Here is an 18,078-nt window from a genome sequence, read left to right on the forward strand (position 1 = left end):
GGCACACATCCTATATCAGGCCAACAATCCCTTCTTGCGGCCCGCAATTCCGTGGCCCAGCCATTTCGAGGCAAGATATGAGCGAAGCACAGACGCAAATCCCCGTGACCGTTCTCACCGGCTATCTCGGCGCCGGCAAGACGACGCTGCTCAACCGCATCCTGTCGGAAAACCATGGCAAGCGTTATGCCGTCATCGTCAATGAATTCGGCGAGATCGGCATCGACAATGATTTGATCGTGGAATCCGACGAGGAAATCTACGAAATGAACAATGGCTGCGTCTGCTGCACGGTGCGCGGCGACCTGATCCGCGTCGTCGAAGGCCTGATGCGCCGTCCCGGCCGCTTCGACGCCATCGTCGTCGAGACCACCGGCCTCGCCGATCCGGTGCCGGTGGCGCAGACCTTCTTCATGGACGACGACGTGCGCTCCAAGACCAAACTCGACGCTGTCGTGGCCCTGGTCGACGCCAAGCACCTGCCGCTCAGGTTGAAGGATTCCAAGGAAGCCGAGGACCAGATCGCGTTTGCCGATGTTGTCGTGCTGAACAAGACCGACCTGGTGACGCCCGAAGAGCTGGCCAAGGTCGAAGCGACCATCCGCGCCATCAACCCGGCGGCCAGGATTCACCGCACCACGCGCGCCGGCGTGGCGCTGTCCGAAGTGCTCGACCGCGGCGCCTTCGACCTGTCGCGCGCATTGGAAAACGATCCGCATTTTCTCGAGGCGCACGATCATGATCACGACCACCATGATCACGACCACGATCACCACGACCATGATCACGACCATCATCATCACGATCACGCGCATCCCTCCGACATCCATGACGTGACCGTGCAGTCGGTGTCGCTGCGCGGCGGCGAGATGGACCCGAAGAAATTCTTCCCGTGGATCGAGAAGATCACTCAGATGGAAGGTCCCAACATCCTGCGGCTGAAAGGCATCATCGCGCTCAAGGGCGACGACGAGCGCTATGTCATCCAAGGCGTGCACATGATCATCGAAGGCGACCACCAGCGCGCCTGGAAAGACGGCGAAAAGCATGAGAGCCGGCTGGTGTTCATCGGCCGCGAGCTTGACGCCGAACGGCTGAAGAAGAGCTTTGACGCCTGCCAGGCGGCTTGATTTCCGGACTCTATGGCGCTAGCGCTGCCCGCTCTTCCTTCTCCCCTTGTGGGAGTAGGTGGCCTCGCGAAGCGAGGTCGGATGAGGGGTGCTCCAGCTCGGCACCGACGGCGATCCGTCCAACACCCCTCATCCGTCTCGGCGCTGCGCGCCGATCCACCTTCTCCCACAAAGGGGAAGGTTGACGCCAGGCCTGGCCGCCTCAATGGCTTCCCGGGAGTGGTGACAGCTTCATTGGAATGGTCCTGATGCCCACAGTTGCTCCCCTCGACCTGGAAGGTCACTGCCTTGCCGCCGTCTTCCTCGACAACGTGCCGCATTATGCGCTGGCCGATGGGACAGTTCATAGGCTCGACAACGGCCACAAGACAATTCAGGCCAATGACGGCCTGCTCTCCACGTTCCATGACGCCGCCAACGACCGCCTGATCACCGGCGGCGAGGACGGCAAGATTTTTGCTGTCACCGCAGGTGGCACCGTCGGCGAATTGGCGAGCGCCGGCAAGAAGTGGATCACCAGCGTCGCCGCCGGGCCGCAAGGCGCTATCGCCTATGCCACAGGCAAGACTGCGTTCGTGCGCTTTGCCGACGGCAAGACCAAAGAGTTTGCCCATCCGCGTTCGGTCGAGGGGCTGGCCTTCTCCCCCAAGGGCATACGCTTCGGCGTCGCCCGCTACAATGGCGCGACGCTGCATTTCCCGGCCGCCGACGGCAAGCCGGTGGAGCTGGAATGGGCCGGTGCCCATACCGGCGTCACCTTCTCGCCGGATGGCGCCTTCCTCGTCACCACCATGCAGGAAAACGCGCTGCATGGCTGGAAGCTCGCCGACGGCAAGCACATGCGCATGACCGGCTATCCCGGCAAGGTCAAAAGCCTGTCGTGGAGCGTGAAGGGCAAATGGCTGGCGAGTTCCGGCGCGCCGGCGGCGATCGTCTGGCCGTTTTCGGGCAAGGACGGCCCGATGGGCAAGGCGCCGCTGGAGCTCGGCACGCGCGGCAACGCCATGGTGACATCGGTTGCCTGCCATCCGAGCCAGGATGTCGTCGCCGTCGGCTATGATGACGGCATGGTCATGGCGGTGCGCTTTACCGATGCCAAAGAGGTGCTGTTGCGCCGCCCGGGCAAGGGCGCCATCACCGCGATGATGTGGGATAAGGAAGAGCGCCGGGTCGCCTTCGGCAGTGCCGCCGGCGACTGCGGCGTCATCGATATCTCGGCGTGACCTATTCGGCTCCGCACGACACCTTGCCGGTCAATTCTTTCGGCTTGCCGTCCTGTTCCGTGTCGGCGGCGTTGTCGTAGACGGCAAGCGTGTACCGGCCGTCATAGACGCCCTCGTCACTGGTCTTGGTCAGGATCGTCAGTTCGACAGAGTTGAATTTATCTCCGAGCTGATGCTCGTGGTAGACGTTCAGCCGCAACTCCTTGTCGTCCAGCCAGTACTGGGTGAGGTCGGAATCCTCGAAGACGGTCTTGCGCAGACTGTCGCCTTCCGGCCGGCCAAGTATCTCGAGATCGCCGCGAAAATTGAAGGTCGGGCCGCCCATACCTCTGGTGACCCCGGCGCCGACCTCGAATTGCACCGCTTTGTCATCGACGGAACACCAGACGCCGCCCGATGCGGAAGCCGCAGCGGCCGACAAGAGTAGCGCAATAGCGCAGATGATCGTCCGCATTTTTCTCCCCAAACCACAGACCCGATCGCATTGGCGCCCGACTGCGCCGGAAGGTCAAGTCTGCCGAACTTGCTGCTGACCCAATGCAGCGCACCAACACGGCCAATTGCGGTTGCCGTCGCCAATTGGGTAGTGTGCCGGCCGAGAGGGATTTCATGCACAGCACGAACAGTTCAAAGGCGTCCATTGGCGGTATCAGCCGTGACCGCATCGCTGCATTGCGGACAAGCGAGGCGAACACCTTCCGCAAGGCGCGGCCGAAATCGCAGGCCAAGGTCGGTAACGGCCTGCCAGGCTTCTTCGGCGGTGTGCCGATGCACTGGATGAACGACTGGCCGACGCCATTCCCGATCCTGGTCGAAAGCGCCAAGGGCGCCGCCATCACGGATATCGACGGCAACAGGCTGGACGATTTCTGCCTCGGTGACACCGGCTCGATGTTCGGCCATTCGCCGCCGCCGGTGGCGCGCGCCATCCGCCGCCAGGCCGGGCGCGGCCTGACCTATATGCTGCCTTCGGAAGATGCGCTGGCCATCGGGCCGCTGCTCACTCAGCGTTTCGGTCTGCCGTTCTGGCAGATCGCCACCACCGCCACCGACGCCAACCGCTTCGCGCTGCGCGTCGCCCGCGCCGTCACCGGCCGCGAAAAGATACTGGTCTTCAACGGCTGCTATCACGGCTCGGTCGACGAGACGATGGTCCGGATGGTCGACGGCAAGCCCGTGAATCGGCCGGGGCTGGCGGGTGAGTTTCGCGACCTGACCAAGACGGCGAAGGTCATTGAATTCAACGATGTCGCCGCGCTGCAAGCAGCGCTCAAGGACAAGGATGGCGCCTGCGTCATTGCTGAGCCGGTGCTGACCAATTCCTGCATGGTGCTGCCCGATCCGGGTTTTCACGACGCCTTGCGCAAACTGACGCGCGCGGCCGGAACGCTGCTTCTGATAGACGAGACGCACACGATTTCGACTGGACCCGGCGGCTACACCAGGAAATTCGGGCTGCAGCCCGACCTGTTCGTGCTGGGCAAGCCGATCGCCGGCGGAGTGCCGGCAAGCGTGTGGGGCATGAGCGACGAGGTCGCCTCGCGCTATGCCGACTACAATCGAACCAAGGAGCCGGGCTATTCCGGCATGGGCACGACGCTGTCGGCGAACCCGCTGCAGTTCGCAGCCATGCGCGCAACGCTCGAAGAGGTGATGACGCAGGAGAATTATGCCCGGATGGATCGCCTCGCCCTGCGGCTCGATGCCGGGCTGACCGGCGTCATCGATCGCTACAATCTGCCCTGGCATGTCGCCCGCGTCGGCGCCCGCGTCGAGTTCATCTGCGCCCCTGGCCCGCTCAGGAACGGCGCCGAAGCCGAGACTGCCCATGCGCCGGAGCTTGAGGCGGCTATCCATGTCGCGCTGGTCAACCAGGGCGTGCTGATCGCGCCCTTTCACAACATGATGCTGATCTCACCGGCCACCACCGGCGCCCAGGTCAACCGGCTGATCACCGCCTTCGCCACGGTTGCGGCAAGGCTGACGGCATGAGACAAGCTGCCAAGCCAAACTCGAGTACACTAATCATGACTTCACCTTCGGGCTCGACGCCCGCCGAGGCGCAAGCCTTTCTCGACGCCCATCCCGAAATCGAAGCCTTCGATATCGTCTTGACCGACGCCAACGGGGTCGGCCGCGGCAAGATCGTGCGCCGGCATGAGCTGAAAAGCATCTTCGAGGGCGGCCGCCACATGCCGATCTCGATCCTCGGCCTCGACATCACCGGCGAGGATGTGCACGAAACCGGGCTGATCTGGACGACTGGAGACGGCGATCTCAGGGCATGGCCGATCCCCGGCACGCTGGTGCCGCTTTACGGCACGAACCCGCCGCGCGGCCAGTTGCTGATGGCGATGTACCATCTCGAGGGACAGCCTATGTCGTCGGACCCACGGCTGGCGCTGGCCAGGCAGGTCGACATCTTGGCGGCCAAGGGCCTCTATCCCGCCGGCGCCTTCGAACTCGAATTTTTCCTGCTTGCCAATGAGCGTGACGCCGACGGCAAGGTAAAACCGGCGGACGCCGTGCTCGACGGCCGCCGCTCGGCCAAGACGGAAGTCTATTCCGTCGACCATCTGCACGGCATGGAGCCGTTGTTTTCCGACATCTATGCCGCGGCTAAGGCGCAAGGCATTCCGGCCGAAACGGTGATTTCGGAATACGCGCCCGGCCAGTACGAGCTGACGCTGAATTACCGCAAGGATGTCATGCGGGCGGCCGACGACCTCGTCATGTTGAAGCGGCTGGTGCGGGCGCAGGCGCGCCGCCATGGTGTTACCGCCTGCTTCATGGCCAAGCCGATCGAAAAATATGCCGGCTCCGGCATGCATTTCCATGTTTCGCTGCAGGACAAGAACGGCCGCAACGTTTTTGCCGAAGCCGGCGGCGAAAGCTGGTCGCTGCCGCTGCTGCAGGGGCTCGGCGGGCTGATCCAGACCATGGCCGAATCGATGCTGGTGTTTGCGCCGCACGCCAATTCCTGGCGGCGCTTCGTCTCGCAGTCCTATGCGCCGGTGGCGCCGACCTGGGGCGTCAACAACCGTTCGGTGGCGCTGCGCGTGCCGGCCGGCGACGCCAAGAACCGGCGCATCGAGCACCGGCCGTCGGGCGTCGACGCCAATCCCTACCTGATCGCGGCAACGGTGCTGGCCGGCATCATCAAGGGTCTGGACGAAGGCCTCGACCCCGGCCCTGAAACCACTGGGAATGGCTATGAAGCCGCTGTCACGCGCACGACCATGCCGGTCGACTGGCGCGCCGCGATCGAGGCGGCGCGGGCCTCGAGCTTCCTGAAAGAGGCGCTTGGCGAGGATCTGCATCGCACCTTCGTGGCGATCAAGCAGTCGGAGTATCTGCGCGTCGCGCGTACGGTGAGCGAGCTGGACTACCACCTCTACCTGCACGAGGTCTGAGAGACCGTTTCGAAATTCTACTCCGGCGGCCATCGATGGTGGTTTCTGCGCTTCCGATGCTCACGGACCAAATGTCCGCTGCGCTTCGGTTCTCGAAACCACCACCATATGACTCGCCAGAGCGAATTTCGAAACGGTCTCTGATTGCCCTGACGGCGGGCGGCGATCACTTTTTCGCCGCCTGCATCAAATGAGGTGGCGCTGCAGCCTTCAAGAACATATCATGAACAGATGAGCGCGCCCACCGTCCGTGAAAAGCTGGCAATCCTGTCTGACGCCGCCAAATACGACGCCTCCTGTGCTTCGTCCGGCTCGGCGAAGAAGGATTCGCTCCAATCCGGCGGTATCGGCTCCACAGAAGGCATGGGCATCTGCCATTCCTACGCGCCGGATGGCCGCTGCATTTCGCTCCTGAAAATCCTGCTCACCAATTTCTGCATTTACGATTGCAGCTACTGCATCAACCGCTCGTCATCGAATGTGCGCCGCGCCCGCTTTAGCATCGACGAGGTGGTGCAGCTGACCATGGACTTTTATCGGCGCAACTACATCGAAGGCCTGTTCCTGTCCTCCGGCGTCATCCGTTCGCCCGACGAGACCATGGCCGAAATGGTGGAAGTGGCGCGGCGGCTGCGGCTGGACGAAAAATTCTCCGGCTATATTCATCTGAAGACCATTCCGGAAAGCTCGGCCGAACTGGTCGAGCAGGCCGGGCTCTACGCCGATCGGCTGTCTATCAACGTCGAACTGCCGACCGATGAGGGCGTCAAGAAACTGGCGCCGGAGAAGAAGCCGGAAACGATCCGGCTTTCCATGGCGAACCTGCGCCGGAAGATGGAGGAAAAAGCCGAGCCGACGCTGAGGACCAAGAAGCGCGAACGCTTTGCGCCCGGAGGTCAGTCGACGCAGATGATTGTCGGCGCCGACAAAACATCCGACGACGGCATTTTGCACACCAGCGCGCGGCTCTATGGCAGCTATCACCTGCGGCGCGTCTATTATTCCGCCTTCAGCCCGATCCCGGATTCGTCATCGTCGCTGCCGCTGCAAAAACCGCCGCTGATGCGCGAGCACCGGCTCTATCAGGCCGACTGGCTGATGCGTTTCTACGGCTTTTCGCAGCCGGAAATCCTCGCCGGCAGCAGCGACGGCATGCTCGATCTCGCCATTGACCCCAAGCTCGCCTGGGCTTTGCGCAATCGGGCGAGGTTTCCCGTCGACATCAACCGCGCCGACCGCGAAGCGCTGCTGCGGGTTCCGGGTCTGGGCACCAAGGTGGTGGCGAAGATCCTTGAAACCCGCCGCCACCGACGCATGCGGCTGGAAGATGTCGGACGGATCTGCCATTCGATCGCCAAGCTGAGGCCCTTCATCATCGCCGAAGGCTGGTCGCCGGGCGGACTCACCGACAAGACAGGCCTGCGCGACACGATCGTAAAGTCCTGCGAACAACTGTCGCTGTTTTGACCATGCAGCCGGCTCAGCTCGACCTTGCCCGATACACTGTCCGGCTAGCGAGCCAGACCGATTTCGCCGGTTGGCGCGATGCGGCACGGCGTCTGGCGCTGAATGAGGTCCGGCCTGAGGATATTAGTTGGGGTGTCGGGTCCGACGCCAATGATCCTCAAGATGCCTTGCCGGCGGTGCCAGAGGGCGCGCAGCTTACCGTCCCGCGCGAGTTCATCGCCCATGCCGAAACCGCCTTCTGCCACTCCGACCCCGGCCGGTTTGCCTTTCTCTACTGGATGCTTTGGCGCCTGCGCACCGAGCCGAAACTGCTGGCGATCGCATCCGATCCCGACACCAGGCGGCTCGAAGCCATGGAAAAGGCGGTGCGGCGCGACAGCCATAAGATGCATGCCTTCGTACGCTTCCGGAAGATCGGCGACGGCGAGAACGAGCGCTACGTCGCCTAGTTCGAGCCGGAGCATTTCATTGTCGAGCGCAACGCGGATTTCTTCGTCCGGCGGTTCACCGGCATGCGCTGGACCATTCTGACGCCCTATGCCTCCGCCGACTGGAACGGCGAAAGGCTGGCGATCGGGCCGGGTGCGGCCAAGGGCGATGCACCCGATCAGGACGACACCGAGGCGTTGTGGCGGACCTATTTCGAAAACATCTTCAACCCGGCGCGGCTCAAGGTGAAGGCGATGCAGAAGGAGATGCCGAAGAAATATTGGCGGAACCTTCCCGAGGCCTCGCTCATTCCAGATCTGATCGCAGGAGCGGACGAGGCCGCCAGGGATATGATTGCCAGACTGCCGACAACGCCGGCGCCGCACCACGCCAAGCTGCAGGCAAGACATTGGCCGAAGCCCGAGCCGGCCGAGGCGCCGGATGAAGACGATGCCAAGACGATTTCCGATTTGCGCGAGGCTGCAAAGGGTTGTCGTCGCTGCCCGCTCTGGCGCGACGCGACACAGACCGTGTTCGGCGAGGGGCCGGATGACGCCAAAGTGGTCTTCGTCGGCGAACAACCTGGCGATCAGGAAGATCTCGCCGGCAAACCTTTTGTCGGGCCAGCGGGCAAAGTGTTCGATGCGATTCTCGATGACGCAGGCGTCGACCGGCAAAAAGTCTACGTCACCAACGCCGTCAAGCACTTCAAGTTCGAGCCGCGCGGCAAGCGCCGCATCCACTCGAAGCCAAATACCGGCGAAGTCCAGGCCTGCCGCTGGTGGATCGGCCGGGAGCTTGAGCTGATCAAGCCGGACCTCGCCGTGGCGCTTGGGGCAACGGCGGCGTTGTCGCTGCTGGGCAAGGCCATTGCCGTGACGAAAATGCGCGGCCAGTTGATCGAACGCGAGGATGGCTTGCGCGTGTTCATCACCATCCACCCCTCCTTTATCCTGCGCATTCACGAGCCGACGGACAAGGAGGCTGAGCGCGAGCGGTTCCTAAAGGATATGAAAGAGGTGAAGCGGCTGATGGGGTCGTGAGATGAGCGAAAGCCTCAGCGACGAAGCTGAGTTGCTTCAGCCAATCACCTACGGTCGTGAATCCAACGTTGGAAACTTCGGCCGCCACGGCCGAATTAACTGATCAGGATTGCCCTCAGATCATTCACATTCGTACCCGTCGGCCCCGGCACGAACAGATCGCCGATCGCGTTGAACGCCGTCCAGGCATTGTTGCCGGCCAGCATCGCCTTGGCGTCGACGCCGGCGGCACGCATGCGCGAGACGGTCGAGCCATCGGCAAAGGCGCCGGCATTGTCTTCCGAGCCATCGATGCCGTCGGTATCGGCGGCCAGTGCATGAATACCTTCCGCGCCGCTGATGCCGATGGCAAAGGCGAGCAGGAATTCGGAGTTGCGGCCGCCCTTGCCCCTTTTTCCGTCAACAGGGGCCCGCAAGGTCACGGTCGTCTCGCCGCCGGACAGGATCAGCACCGGCTTTTTGAACGGCCGGTTGCGCGTCGCCACTTCGCGCGCAATGGCTGCATGCACGCCACCGACCTCGCGCGCCTCGCCCTCGATGGAATCGGAGAGGATGACGGCTTCGATGCCCTGCCGTTTTGCCTCAGCGGCTGCCGCTTCCAGCGACACGCCAGCCGAGGCGATCAGGTGCACTTCATTGCGTGAAAAGCGCTGGTCATCCAGATCTGGCGCATCGGCCTCTGGCGAGTTGATGTGCGCCATGACGGCGTCGGGCAGTTTCATGCCGTAGGCCGCTATCGAGGCCAGCGCATCGGCGCGGTTGCCGGAGTCGGGCACGGTCGGGCCGGAGGCCACCAGCGCCGGGTTGTCGCCGGGAATGTCAGAGACAACCAGTGATACCAGTTTGGCCGGCCAGGCGGCAGCTGCCAGCCGGCCGCCCTTGATGGTCGAGAGATGCTTGCGGATTGTGTTCATCGCCGCGATCGGCGCGCCGGAGGCAAGCAGCGCCTCGTTGACGGCGATTTCGTCGGCGAGCGTCAGGCCGGCGGCAGGCGACGGCAGCAGCGCCGATCCTCCGCCCGATATCAGCGCCACTACCAGGTCGTCCGCAGTCAGCCCTTGCACCTTTTCGAGCAGGCGCCGCGACGCCTCAAGACCGGCAGCGTCCGGTACCGGATGTGCCGCCTCGATGATTTCGATGCGCTCGCATCTGGCGCCATAGCCGTAGCGGGTGACGACCAGCCCTTCGATTGGGCCATCCCACACCTTCTCGAACGCGGCCGCCATCTGCGCCGAGCCCTTGCCGGCGCCAATGACAATGGTACGGCCCTTGGGCCTGGCCGGCAGATGATCCCTGATGGTCCGTTCAGGATCGGCAGCGGCAACAGCGGCATTGAAGATCGAGATGAGAAAGGATTTGGGATCGAGCACGGTTATCCTTGGCCGTAACTGGCGGTTTTCAAAATGAGCAAACGTTGGCGCTGCCCCTCACCCTCACCCCGTGAAAGACGGGGAGAGGGGATCGCCAGCGCTCGAGCTTGTCCTTTCTCCCGTCACTATACGGGGAGAAGGTGCCGGCAGGCGGATGAGGGGCAGCGCCAACGTCACGATTTACCTTCCGGCGGCAGCGCCAATTGTGTCCGATCGAGGCCGAGATGATCGCACAGTGCATCGACGACGACGCCATGATCCTGGCGTTCCGGCAGGCCGGAGACGGCGATGACGCCAATGACGCCGGCACCCTTTACAGTCACCGGAAACCCGCCGCCGGCCAGTACGTAATCAGCAATATCCAGCCCCTCGCCGACCTTGAAGGTGCGGTCCGGTCGCTGCTGTTCCAGCACCAGACGATAGGTGCTCCTGAGGTAGCGCTTGACCACATTGATCTTGCGTCGTGCCCAGTCGGGGTTGGAGGCGTTTGAACCGGGCATCGCGGCATAAAACAGCGGCCGATCCCACAGCCTGATATCGACAATGATGGGCAGCTTTTCGGCCAGCGCCCGCTCGCGGATCGCCGCGCCGACCTTGAAGGCGACGGCCTCGTCGAAGGCCGGGAAGACCAGCGTCTCTTCCTGTTTCTGGATCAGAGCGATGTCGTCCGCGGCGGCCATTTTTGTTCTCCGAAATCGTCACAAATCGTGTGTACGACAAGCTCCGCCCGGTCAAGGTCTCGTCGCGGTGGTGGTCTTGCCCCGCCAGGGTCGCCCCCCACTCCTTCGAGCTTCTCTCGACACCTCTCCCCCGATCGACGGGGTAGAGGAAGGGCGCCAAGCTGTCCGAACCGGCGCCCGTCCTCCGAAGCAAAGGCTCCCTTCCTCACCCTCGGAGGGGGATAGGTGGCGCCGCGAAGCGGCGACGGAGTGGGGGAACCACTTGGCAACCAGGCGCAATCATCATCTTGTCCCGCGCGGATGATGGGTCCTAACCGGCGATTATATCACTCTTGGCAGGCCGCCCCGCGACATAGACCTCGCGCACCGCGCGGTCGTCGCCCAGCGTCTGCAGCAGGAACAGCTCCTCCGCCAGCGTCTCCACAGTCTCCATCCTCAGCCGCATCGCCGGTGTGGCGCGGGCGTCGAGCACGGTGATATCCGCGTCGGTGCCTTCATCCAGCGTGCCGACCTTCTCCGCCATAGACAGCGCCTCGGCATTGCCACGCGTTAATTGCCAGAAGGACTGGAACGGGTTCAGCTTTTCGCCAGTCAGCGCGATCACCTTGTAGCCCTCGTCCATGGTGCGCAGCATCGAATAGTTGGTGCCGCCGCCGACATCGCTGGCCGCGGCGATGCGCAGCGGCTTGTCGCGGCGCCGAAAGCGCTGGTAATCGAACAGGCCGGAGCCGAGGAACAGGTTCGAGGTCGGGCAGAACACCGCCACCGAGCCTGAGTCCGACAGCGCATCGGCCTCGCGTTCCGAGAGATGGATGCAGTGGCCGAACAGGCTCTTTGGCCCCAGCAGGCCATACTGCTCGTAGACATCGGTGTAGTCGCGCGCCTGCGGATAGAGTTTTTGCGTGAAGGCGATTTCGGCGTGGTTTTCCGACAGATGCGTCTGCATATGCAGATCGGGATGCTCGCGGCAGAGCGCGCCCGACATCTCCAACTGTTCGGGCGAAGAGGTGATGGCGAAGCGCGGCGTGATCGCATAAAGCTGGCGGCCCTTGCCGTGCCATTCCGCAATCAGCGCCTTGGTGTCGTCATAGCCCGATTGCGGTGTGTCGAGCACGCCTGCCGGCGCGTTGCGGTCCATCATCACCTTGCCGGCAATGTTGAGCATGCCGCGCGCGTGCGATTCGGCAAAGAACGCCTCGGCCGAGGCCTTGTGCACCGAGCAATACGCGGCGACCGTCGTCGTGCCGTGGCGCACCATTTCATCCAAAAACAGCCGCGCGATGCGGCGGCCGTGCTGGGCATTTGCGAATTTGGTCTCTTCGGGAAAGGTGTAGGTGTTCAGCCAGTCGAGCAGTTCGGCGCCATAGGAGGCGATGACCTGCATCTGCGGAAAATGCGCGTGCGCGTCGATGAAGCCTGGCAGCAACAGATGCGGCCGATGATCGATCTTTTTCGCACCGTCGCCAGCCTGCCTTTCCACATCAGCGTAGGCGCCGGCGGCAACGATTCGGCCATCGCGGATCAGCAGGCCGCCATCCTCCTCATAGCGCCAGGCGGCATGGTCGGTGATGGCTTCGGGCAAGCGCAAAAAGCTCAGCGTGCGGCCGCGCAGAAGTGTCGAAGTCATGCTTATTTCCCTGCGCCTTCGAACCAGGCGACCAGCAGCGCCCGTTCCTTGTCGCTGATCTGGGTGACGTTGGCGGGCGGCATGGCGTGGCTGCGCCCGGCCTGCAAATAGATTTCACGCGCATGCTCGGCAATGCCGGCGTCGGTGTCGAGCATCACGCCCTTCGGCGCATGGTAGATGCCTTCATAGACCGGCTCGGCCGTATGGCACATCGAGCAGCGGCCAAGCACGGTGTCGCGCACCGCCGGGAAATGCGACGAGGCGATATAGACTTCGGCCGCGGCGGATGCCTTGGGCTCGCCGGTCAGTATTTTCGGCGCTGTCGACAGCCACATGATGATGACGAATAGCACCGCAGCCGCCATCCAGGTCCAGTGGGGGTTGCCGGCACGCTTATGCACGGTGTTGAAATAGTGCCGGATCAAGACGCCGATGATGAACACCAGCGAGGCGATGACCCAGTTGAACTCCGTCGCAAACGCCAGCGGATAGTGGTTCGACAGCATCAGGAACAGCACGGGCAGCGTCAGGTAATTGTTGTGCAGCGAGCGCTGCTTGGCGATCTTGCCGTATTTCGGGTCGGGCTTGCGGCCGGCAATCAGGTCGGCGACGACGATCTTCTGGTTTGGAATGATCACCATGAAGACATTGGCCGACATGATCGTGGCGGTGATGGCGCCGAGATGCAGGAAAGCGGCGCGGCCGGTGAACAGATGCGTCAGCCCCCAGGCGATGAACACCAGCACGCCATAGAGCACCAGCATCAGTCCGGTGTCACTTTTGCCGAGCGGCGACCGGCAGAGCAGATCGTAGACAACCCAGCCGACGCCGATCGTCGCCATCGACAGCAGGATGCCCACGGGAACCGACATGGACAGAACATTGGGGTCGATCAGGAACAAATCGGCGCCGGCATAGTAGACCACGCACAGCATGGCGAAGCCGGACAACCATGTGGCGTAGGATTCCCACTTGAACCAGGTCAGGTGTTCCGGCATTTCGGCCGGCGCCACCAGATATTTCTGGACGTGGTAGAAGCCGCCGCCATGCACCTGCCATTCCTCGCCGAATGCGCCGGCCGGCATGCCGGGGCGCTGGCGCAGCCCAAGGTCGAGCGCGACGAAATAGAAGGACGAGCCGATCCAGGCGATGCCGGTGACGACGTGCAGCCAGCGCACGGCGAAACTCAGCCAGTCCCAGAAAATCGCGAAATCCATCATTTGAAATCGTCCCTGCCGATCGGCTGACTTTACGGTGTCGGGCGCAAACGAAAAGAGGCGAGGTGTACGATGACTTTCAAAAAAAAATGGAAAATACTAGGCTGACCACGTACGCCGCCACATAAAGAGCCACGAATGGCCTATCTCGACAACATCGCCGTCTTCGTCCGCGTCGTCGAGCTTGGCAATCTCTCGGCGGCAGGCCGCGACATGCGCATTTCGCCGGCGGTCGCCTCCAACCGCATCAAGGAGCTGGAAAAACACCTCGGCGTGCGGCTGTTCAACCGCACCACACGGCAATTGATGCCGACGGAGCATGGCACGGTGTTCTACTCCGGCGCCAAGCAGGTGCTGGAGGCGATCACCGAGGCGGAAGCCGCGGTCTCGGCTCTTTCCGGCCAACCGCGCGGCACCATCAAGGTGACCGCACCGCTCGGCCTCGGACGGCGGCTGGTGGCGTCGGGCATTCCGGATTTCCACGACAAATACCCCGATATCGAGGTGCGGCTGAGGCTCTCCGACCACAATATCGACATCATGAAGGAAGGCATCGACGTCGCCTTCAAGCTCGGCATCATCGAGGATTCCAGCCTGCGGATGCGCGGCATCATGGAATGTGAACGCGTGCTGGTAGCGGCACCGAAATATCTCGAAGCGCGCGGCGAGCCGGTGGAGCCACAGGAGCTGATCGGCAAGAAGCACGACTGCCTGATGCTGCGCTATTCCGGGGCGCGCGAATATGTCTGGACGCTGCAGACGCCGTCCGGCCCGCAGAAATTCGAGGTGCACGGCCCCTACGACACCGACGATGGCGATGTGCTGACCGGCTGGGCGCTGTCGGGCCGCGGCATCATCAACAAGCCGCGGTTCGAAGTGGAACCTTTCATCCGCGACCGGCGGCTGCAGGTCATCCTGGCCAGCACACCGCCAACGCCGGTGCAGTTCGCCGCCGTCTATCCACACAAGAAGCTCCAGGATCCAAAGGTGCGGCTGCTGCTCGACTTCATGGCCGAGCGTTGCCAGCGGCTGATCAAGGATTTGCTGGCCGGCAAGTGAGGGGCTGTTGGCCCAGTCGCCAGGATTGTCTTACAAGCAGGTGACCTTAGGTTCGCATACGCCGCCCTATGATCGATGGTCCCATGCCGACTGACCAGCAAGCCACAATGCATCTTGCCGTTTCGCCCAACATTGCTTGCGGGCAGCCGCTCGGGTTTAGCGATCTGGCCGGCTTTGCCAAGCAAGCGGAAGCGGCGGGGCTGGACATGATTGTCCTCGATGATTCCGCGCCGAACAGCGCCGGGTCGAGTTCTTTCGAAGCGACGACCTTGCTGGCGGCGCTGGCGACGATGACAAGTCGGATCGGCCTTGTCGCTGCAGCCTCGACGGTCGCTCACCAGCCGTACAATCTGGCGCGCCGTTTTGCTTCGCTCGACATCATCAGCCATGGCCGCGCCGGCTGGCACGCGACCATGGCGCAGGCGCCAGGGGAAGCCGCCAATTTCAGCCGGCCGGATGGATTTTCCGACGATGTGTTCCGCCGCCGCACGCAGGAATACATCGGCATCGTTCAGCGCCTGTGGCAGGGCTGGGATGCCGACGCGCTGCTGTTCGACAAGATCGGCGGCCGCTTCCACGATCCCGAAAAAATGCACCTGCTCGACCACAAGGGCGAATTTTTCTCCGTGCGCGGGCCGCTGAACGTCGCGCGCTCGCCGCAGGATACGCCGGTGCTGGTGCTGTCCGGCCTGTCCGAGGCCGACCTGGATATGGCCGCCCGCACCGCCGATGTCGTCCTGCTGGACAGACCCACAAAGGACCCCAAGGCGCGCCATGACGATCTCAAGCGCCGCGTTGTGGCCTGCGGACGCGATCCGGGTGCGGTCAAGCTGCTGCTGAACGTTGGCGCAGATGTCGCTGCCAACGCGCTCGAAACATGGTTCAGCTCGCAAAGCTGCGACGGGTTCAACATCGCAATACCGCCTGCGGCGATTGACGGTTTCATCGGCCGCGTGCTGCCGGAATTGCAGCGCCGCGGCCTCATCCGCCCGGATTATCCCGGCACCACCTTGCGCTCTCATCTCAGACTTGCCGGAGGAGCGCAATGACCCGCCAGATGAAGCTTGGCGCCTTCCTGTGGGCGACGGGCCACCACATCGCCGCCTGGCGTCACCCCAAGGCGCATGTTACTGCAGGCATCGACATCGATCATTACATCCGGCTGGCGCGCACGGCGGAAGCGGCGAAGTTCGACATGGTGTTCTGCGAGGACGCCGCCGGTCTGCGCGAAGCCAATATCGGCATCGCCAGCCAGACCTCACGCTCGATCGGCTTCGAGCCGATCAGCCTGCTGTCCGCGCTCGCCGTGCAGACCAGCGGCATCGGCCTCGTTTCGACGGCGTCGACCAGCTACAACGAGCCCTACGGTCTGGCGCGCACCTTTCTGTCGCTCGATCATCTGAGTGGTGGCCGGGCTGGCTGGAACCTGGTGACGTTGGCCAGCCCCATCGAAGCCGCCAATTTCAGCGCGATGGGCCTGAAACCCCATGCCGACCGCTACGAGCGGGCGCGCGAATTCGCCGAGGTGGTATCAGGACTTTGGCAAGGCAGTGGCTTTCACGGTCACAACGGCCAGAGCTTTTCGGTGCGCGACCCGCTCGACCTGCCGCGCTCGCCGCAGGGCGCGCCGGTGATGGTGCAGGCCGGCGCCTCGGATGTCGGCCGCGACCTTGCCGCCCGCACCGCCGACGTGGTGTTCACGGCGGCGCAGACCCTCGAGGAAGCCAAGGCCTTTTACGACGACCTCAAGGGCCGTATGGCGGCCTATGGGCGGGAACCCGACGACATCAAGATCATGCCCGGCGTCTCCCCGGTGGTGGCAGACACCGAGGCCGAAGCGCGGGAGAAACAGGAGGAATTGCAGGCGCTGATCCCCGACGATGTCGGCGTGGCGCTGCTGTCCAGCTATCTCAGCATCTCCGATCTCGGGACCTATCCGATCGACGGACCGATGCCCGAACTGCCGGAGACCGAGGGCATGAAAAGCCGCCAGGCGCTGGTCATCCAACAATCGCGCCGCGACGGCCTGTCGATCCGCCAGCTTGCGCGCCATTTCGCCGGCGCACGTGGCCATTGGCGTATCGTCGGCACGCCGGCGCAGATCGCTGACGAATTGCAGGCGCGGTTCGAGGGCGGCGGCGCGGACGGCTTCAACGTCATGCCGTCATACTTCTCCGGCGAGCTCGATGCCTTTGCCACGCTGGTGGTGCCGGAACTGCAGCGGCGCGGACTGTTCCGTCGGGAATACGAAGGCAGCACCTTGCGAGATCATCTCGGCCTGAAGCGGCCTGCTTAGCCGCGCCGAAGCTTAGCCGGCCATCATCTTGTGCTGGACTTCATGGTCGGCATTCGGCGCGGTGTTGTGAACGACCAGTGCCGTCATGATCTCGGCTGCCGCGAGCGCCGCGATCACCGGCGGGCGCTTGTCCCTGACGGCGTCGCCGCCGATCGGGGAGACGAGGCGGGCCAACTCAGCCTCCGTGCCATCCGTCGATTTCAGGAACCAGTTCCTGAACGTCGCTCTCTTGGTTTTCGAGCCGATCATGCCGACATAGGCCGCGTCGTCGCGCTTCAGCGCCTCGGCGACGATGAGGAAATCCAGCGCATGGTCGTGGGTTAGGATGGCGAAGGCGGTGCCGGCGGGAGCGTTTCGCACCTCGGCCTCGGGCATCGGCGTCAGCCGCCTCTCGACCGTCTCCGGCATGTCTTCCAGCGCTTCGGCCCGCGTCTCAATGACGACGCCATGCACGGGAAGAAGTGCTACCGTCGCGGCCAGCGCCTGGCCGACATGGCCGCCGCCGAACATATAGACATGCGGCAGGTGGGCTTCCTCGGCTTCTGCGGCCGCGATCAGCTCGGCAGTAAGCGCGGCATCGACGATACGGATCAAGACTTCGACGCGCCCGCCGCAGCACTGGCCGATCTCGGGGCCCAGCGGCACGTCAAGCGTGGCGCAGACTTCGTCGAAGCTGATGCGGGCTTCTTTACCCTCCCCCTTGTGGGGAGGGTCGGTGAGCGGACGCCGTGTGGCGGCGTCAGCGAAACGGGGTGGGGGTGGCTTGGCACGATCGTCCGCACCCCCACCCCGGCCGGCTTCGCCGGCCGACCCNTCGCTCGCCGACCCTCCCCACAAGGGGGAGGGTGAAGACCCCACCATCTGCCTCGCCTTGTCGATCGCCATGTACTCGAGCTGACCGCCGCCGATCGTGCCAAAAATCGCCGCCTGCGATACGAGCATGAAGGCGCCCTTCTCGCGCGGAGTCGAGCCTTTGGTGCCGGCCACTTCGACCAGAGCAAGCCGGCCGGCGCTGGCGAGAAAAGCTCTGAGGCTTTGCACTTTCGAGTTCATATTTCGCATTCCCGTACGGGAAATATAGAGTTTTTCAGTCTGAATTGCACGTTTTGCCAGAATCCAGGTCA

The 18,078-nt window shown here is 63.4% G+C and carries 14 protein-coding genes and 1 pseudogene; 9 read left to right on the top strand and 6 right to left on the bottom strand.

The features are described from left to right. The first annotated feature begins 77 nt into the window (after nt 1–77). Together X727_RS142500 and X727_RS142495 are read left to right on the top strand one after the other, a co-directional pair. Nucleotides 78–1,130, top strand: coding sequence for a GTP-binding protein (locus tag X727_RS142500; RefSeq protein WP_023689243.1), 1,053 nt, complete (start codon nt 78–80; stop codon nt 1,128–1,130). A gap of 248 nt (nt 1,131–1,378) precedes the next feature. Continuing rightward, on the top strand, nt 1,379–2,353 hold the full coding sequence (locus tag X727_RS142495; RefSeq protein WP_023683508.1) for a WD40 repeat domain-containing protein: 975 nt from the start codon (nt 1,379–1,381) through the stop codon (nt 2,351–2,353). A gap of 1 nt (nt 2,354) precedes the next feature. Here X727_RS142495 and X727_RS142490 read toward each other — a convergent pair whose 3' ends face one another. Beyond that, on the bottom strand, nt 2,355–2,807 hold the full coding sequence (locus tag X727_RS142490) for a hypothetical protein (RefSeq protein WP_023683507.1): 453 nt from the start codon (nt 2,805–2,807) through the stop codon (nt 2,355–2,357). A 155-nt stretch (nt 2,808–2,962) separates the two neighbouring features. Between X727_RS142490 and X727_RS142485 the strand changes: the two genes are divergently transcribed. The 4 genes and pseudogenes from X727_RS142485 to X727_RS01000000164970 all read left to right on the top strand — a co-directional run bounded on the left by X727_RS142485 (nt 2,963) and on the right by X727_RS01000000164970 (nt 8,705). Beyond that, nucleotides 2,963–4,345 (top strand): aspartate aminotransferase family protein, encoded by a 1,383-nt coding sequence (locus X727_RS142485; RefSeq protein WP_023834804.1) that lies wholly within the window; start codon nt 2,963–2,965, stop codon nt 4,343–4,345. Nucleotides 4,346–4,380: 35 nt separating this feature from the next. After that, nucleotides 4,381–5,766, top strand: coding sequence for a glutamine synthetase family protein (locus X727_RS142480; protein ID WP_023683505.1), 1,386 nt, complete (start codon nt 4,381–4,383; stop codon nt 5,764–5,766). A 231-nt stretch (nt 5,767–5,997) separates the two neighbouring features. Continuing rightward, nucleotides 5,998–7,233, top strand: a complete 1,236-nt coding sequence (locus X727_RS142475; protein ID WP_023745811.1) for a putative DNA modification/repair radical SAM protein — start codon at nt 5,998–6,000, stop codon at nt 7,231–7,233. Nucleotides 7,234–7,235: 2 nt separating this feature from the next. Further along, nucleotides 7,236–8,705: pseudogene (locus tag X727_RS01000000164970) on the top strand (UdgX family uracil-DNA binding protein). A 95-nt stretch (nt 8,706–8,800) separates the two neighbouring features. On the opposite strand, the gene X727_RS142470 reads toward X727_RS01000000164970, so the two are convergent. From X727_RS142470 to X727_RS142455, 4 genes are all read right to left on the bottom strand, one after another. Then, the gene (locus tag X727_RS142470; protein ID WP_023689251.1) at nt 8,801–10,081 is read right to left on the bottom strand and encodes a glycerate kinase; all 1,281 of its coding nucleotides are present in this window, start codon (nt 10,079–10,081) and stop codon (nt 8,801–8,803) included. 167 nt (nt 10,082–10,248) lie between these two features. Next, entirely contained in the window at nt 10,249–10,755 is a 507-nt protein-coding gene (locus tag X727_RS142465) for a heme-degrading domain-containing protein (RefSeq protein ID WP_023689252.1), read from the bottom strand. Nucleotides 10,756–11,065: 310 nt separating this feature from the next. Further along, nucleotides 11,066–12,382, bottom strand: a complete 1,317-nt coding sequence (gene guaD, locus X727_RS142460) for a guanine deaminase (RefSeq protein ID WP_023834807.1) — start codon at nt 12,380–12,382, stop codon at nt 11,066–11,068. Nucleotides 12,383–12,384: 2 nt separating this feature from the next. Continuing rightward, nucleotides 12,385–13,602, bottom strand: a complete 1,218-nt coding sequence (locus tag X727_RS142455) for a urate hydroxylase PuuD (protein ID WP_023819674.1) — start codon at nt 13,600–13,602, stop codon at nt 12,385–12,387. Nucleotides 13,603–13,737: 135 nt separating this feature from the next. Here X727_RS142455 and X727_RS142450 point away from each other — a divergent pair, with 135 nt between their 5' ends. The 3 genes from X727_RS142450 to X727_RS142440 all read left to right on the top strand — a co-directional run bounded on the left by X727_RS142450 (nt 13,738) and on the right by X727_RS142440 (nt 16,954). Then, complete coding sequence (locus X727_RS142450; protein WP_023671373.1) at nt 13,738–14,658, top strand: LysR family transcriptional regulator; 921 nt, start codon at nt 13,738–13,740, stop codon at nt 14,656–14,658. Between the two features lie 107 nt (nt 14,659–14,765). Then, nucleotides 14,766–15,707 (top strand): LLM class flavin-dependent oxidoreductase, encoded by a 942-nt coding sequence (locus X727_RS142445; RefSeq protein WP_023834808.1) that lies wholly within the window; start codon nt 14,766–14,768, stop codon nt 15,705–15,707. Beyond that, complete coding sequence (locus tag X727_RS142440; protein ID WP_023834809.1) at nt 15,704–16,954, top strand: LLM class flavin-dependent oxidoreductase; 1,251 nt, start codon at nt 15,704–15,706, stop codon at nt 16,952–16,954. The genes X727_RS142445 and X727_RS142440 overlap by 4 nt, the downstream gene beginning before the upstream one ends. Before the next feature lie 12 nt (nt 16,955–16,966). Here X727_RS142440 and xdhC read toward each other — a convergent pair whose 3' ends face one another. Continuing rightward, complete coding sequence (gene xdhC, locus X727_RS142435; RefSeq protein WP_023834810.1) at nt 16,967–18,007, bottom strand: xanthine dehydrogenase accessory protein XdhC; 1,041 nt, start codon at nt 18,005–18,007, stop codon at nt 16,967–16,969. Between the last annotated feature and the right edge of the window lie 71 nt (nt 18,008–18,078).

The organism is Mesorhizobium sp. L103C105A0 (genome assembly GCF_000502215.1).
Classification (GTDB): domain Bacteria; phylum Pseudomonadota; class Alphaproteobacteria; order Rhizobiales; family Rhizobiaceae; genus Mesorhizobium.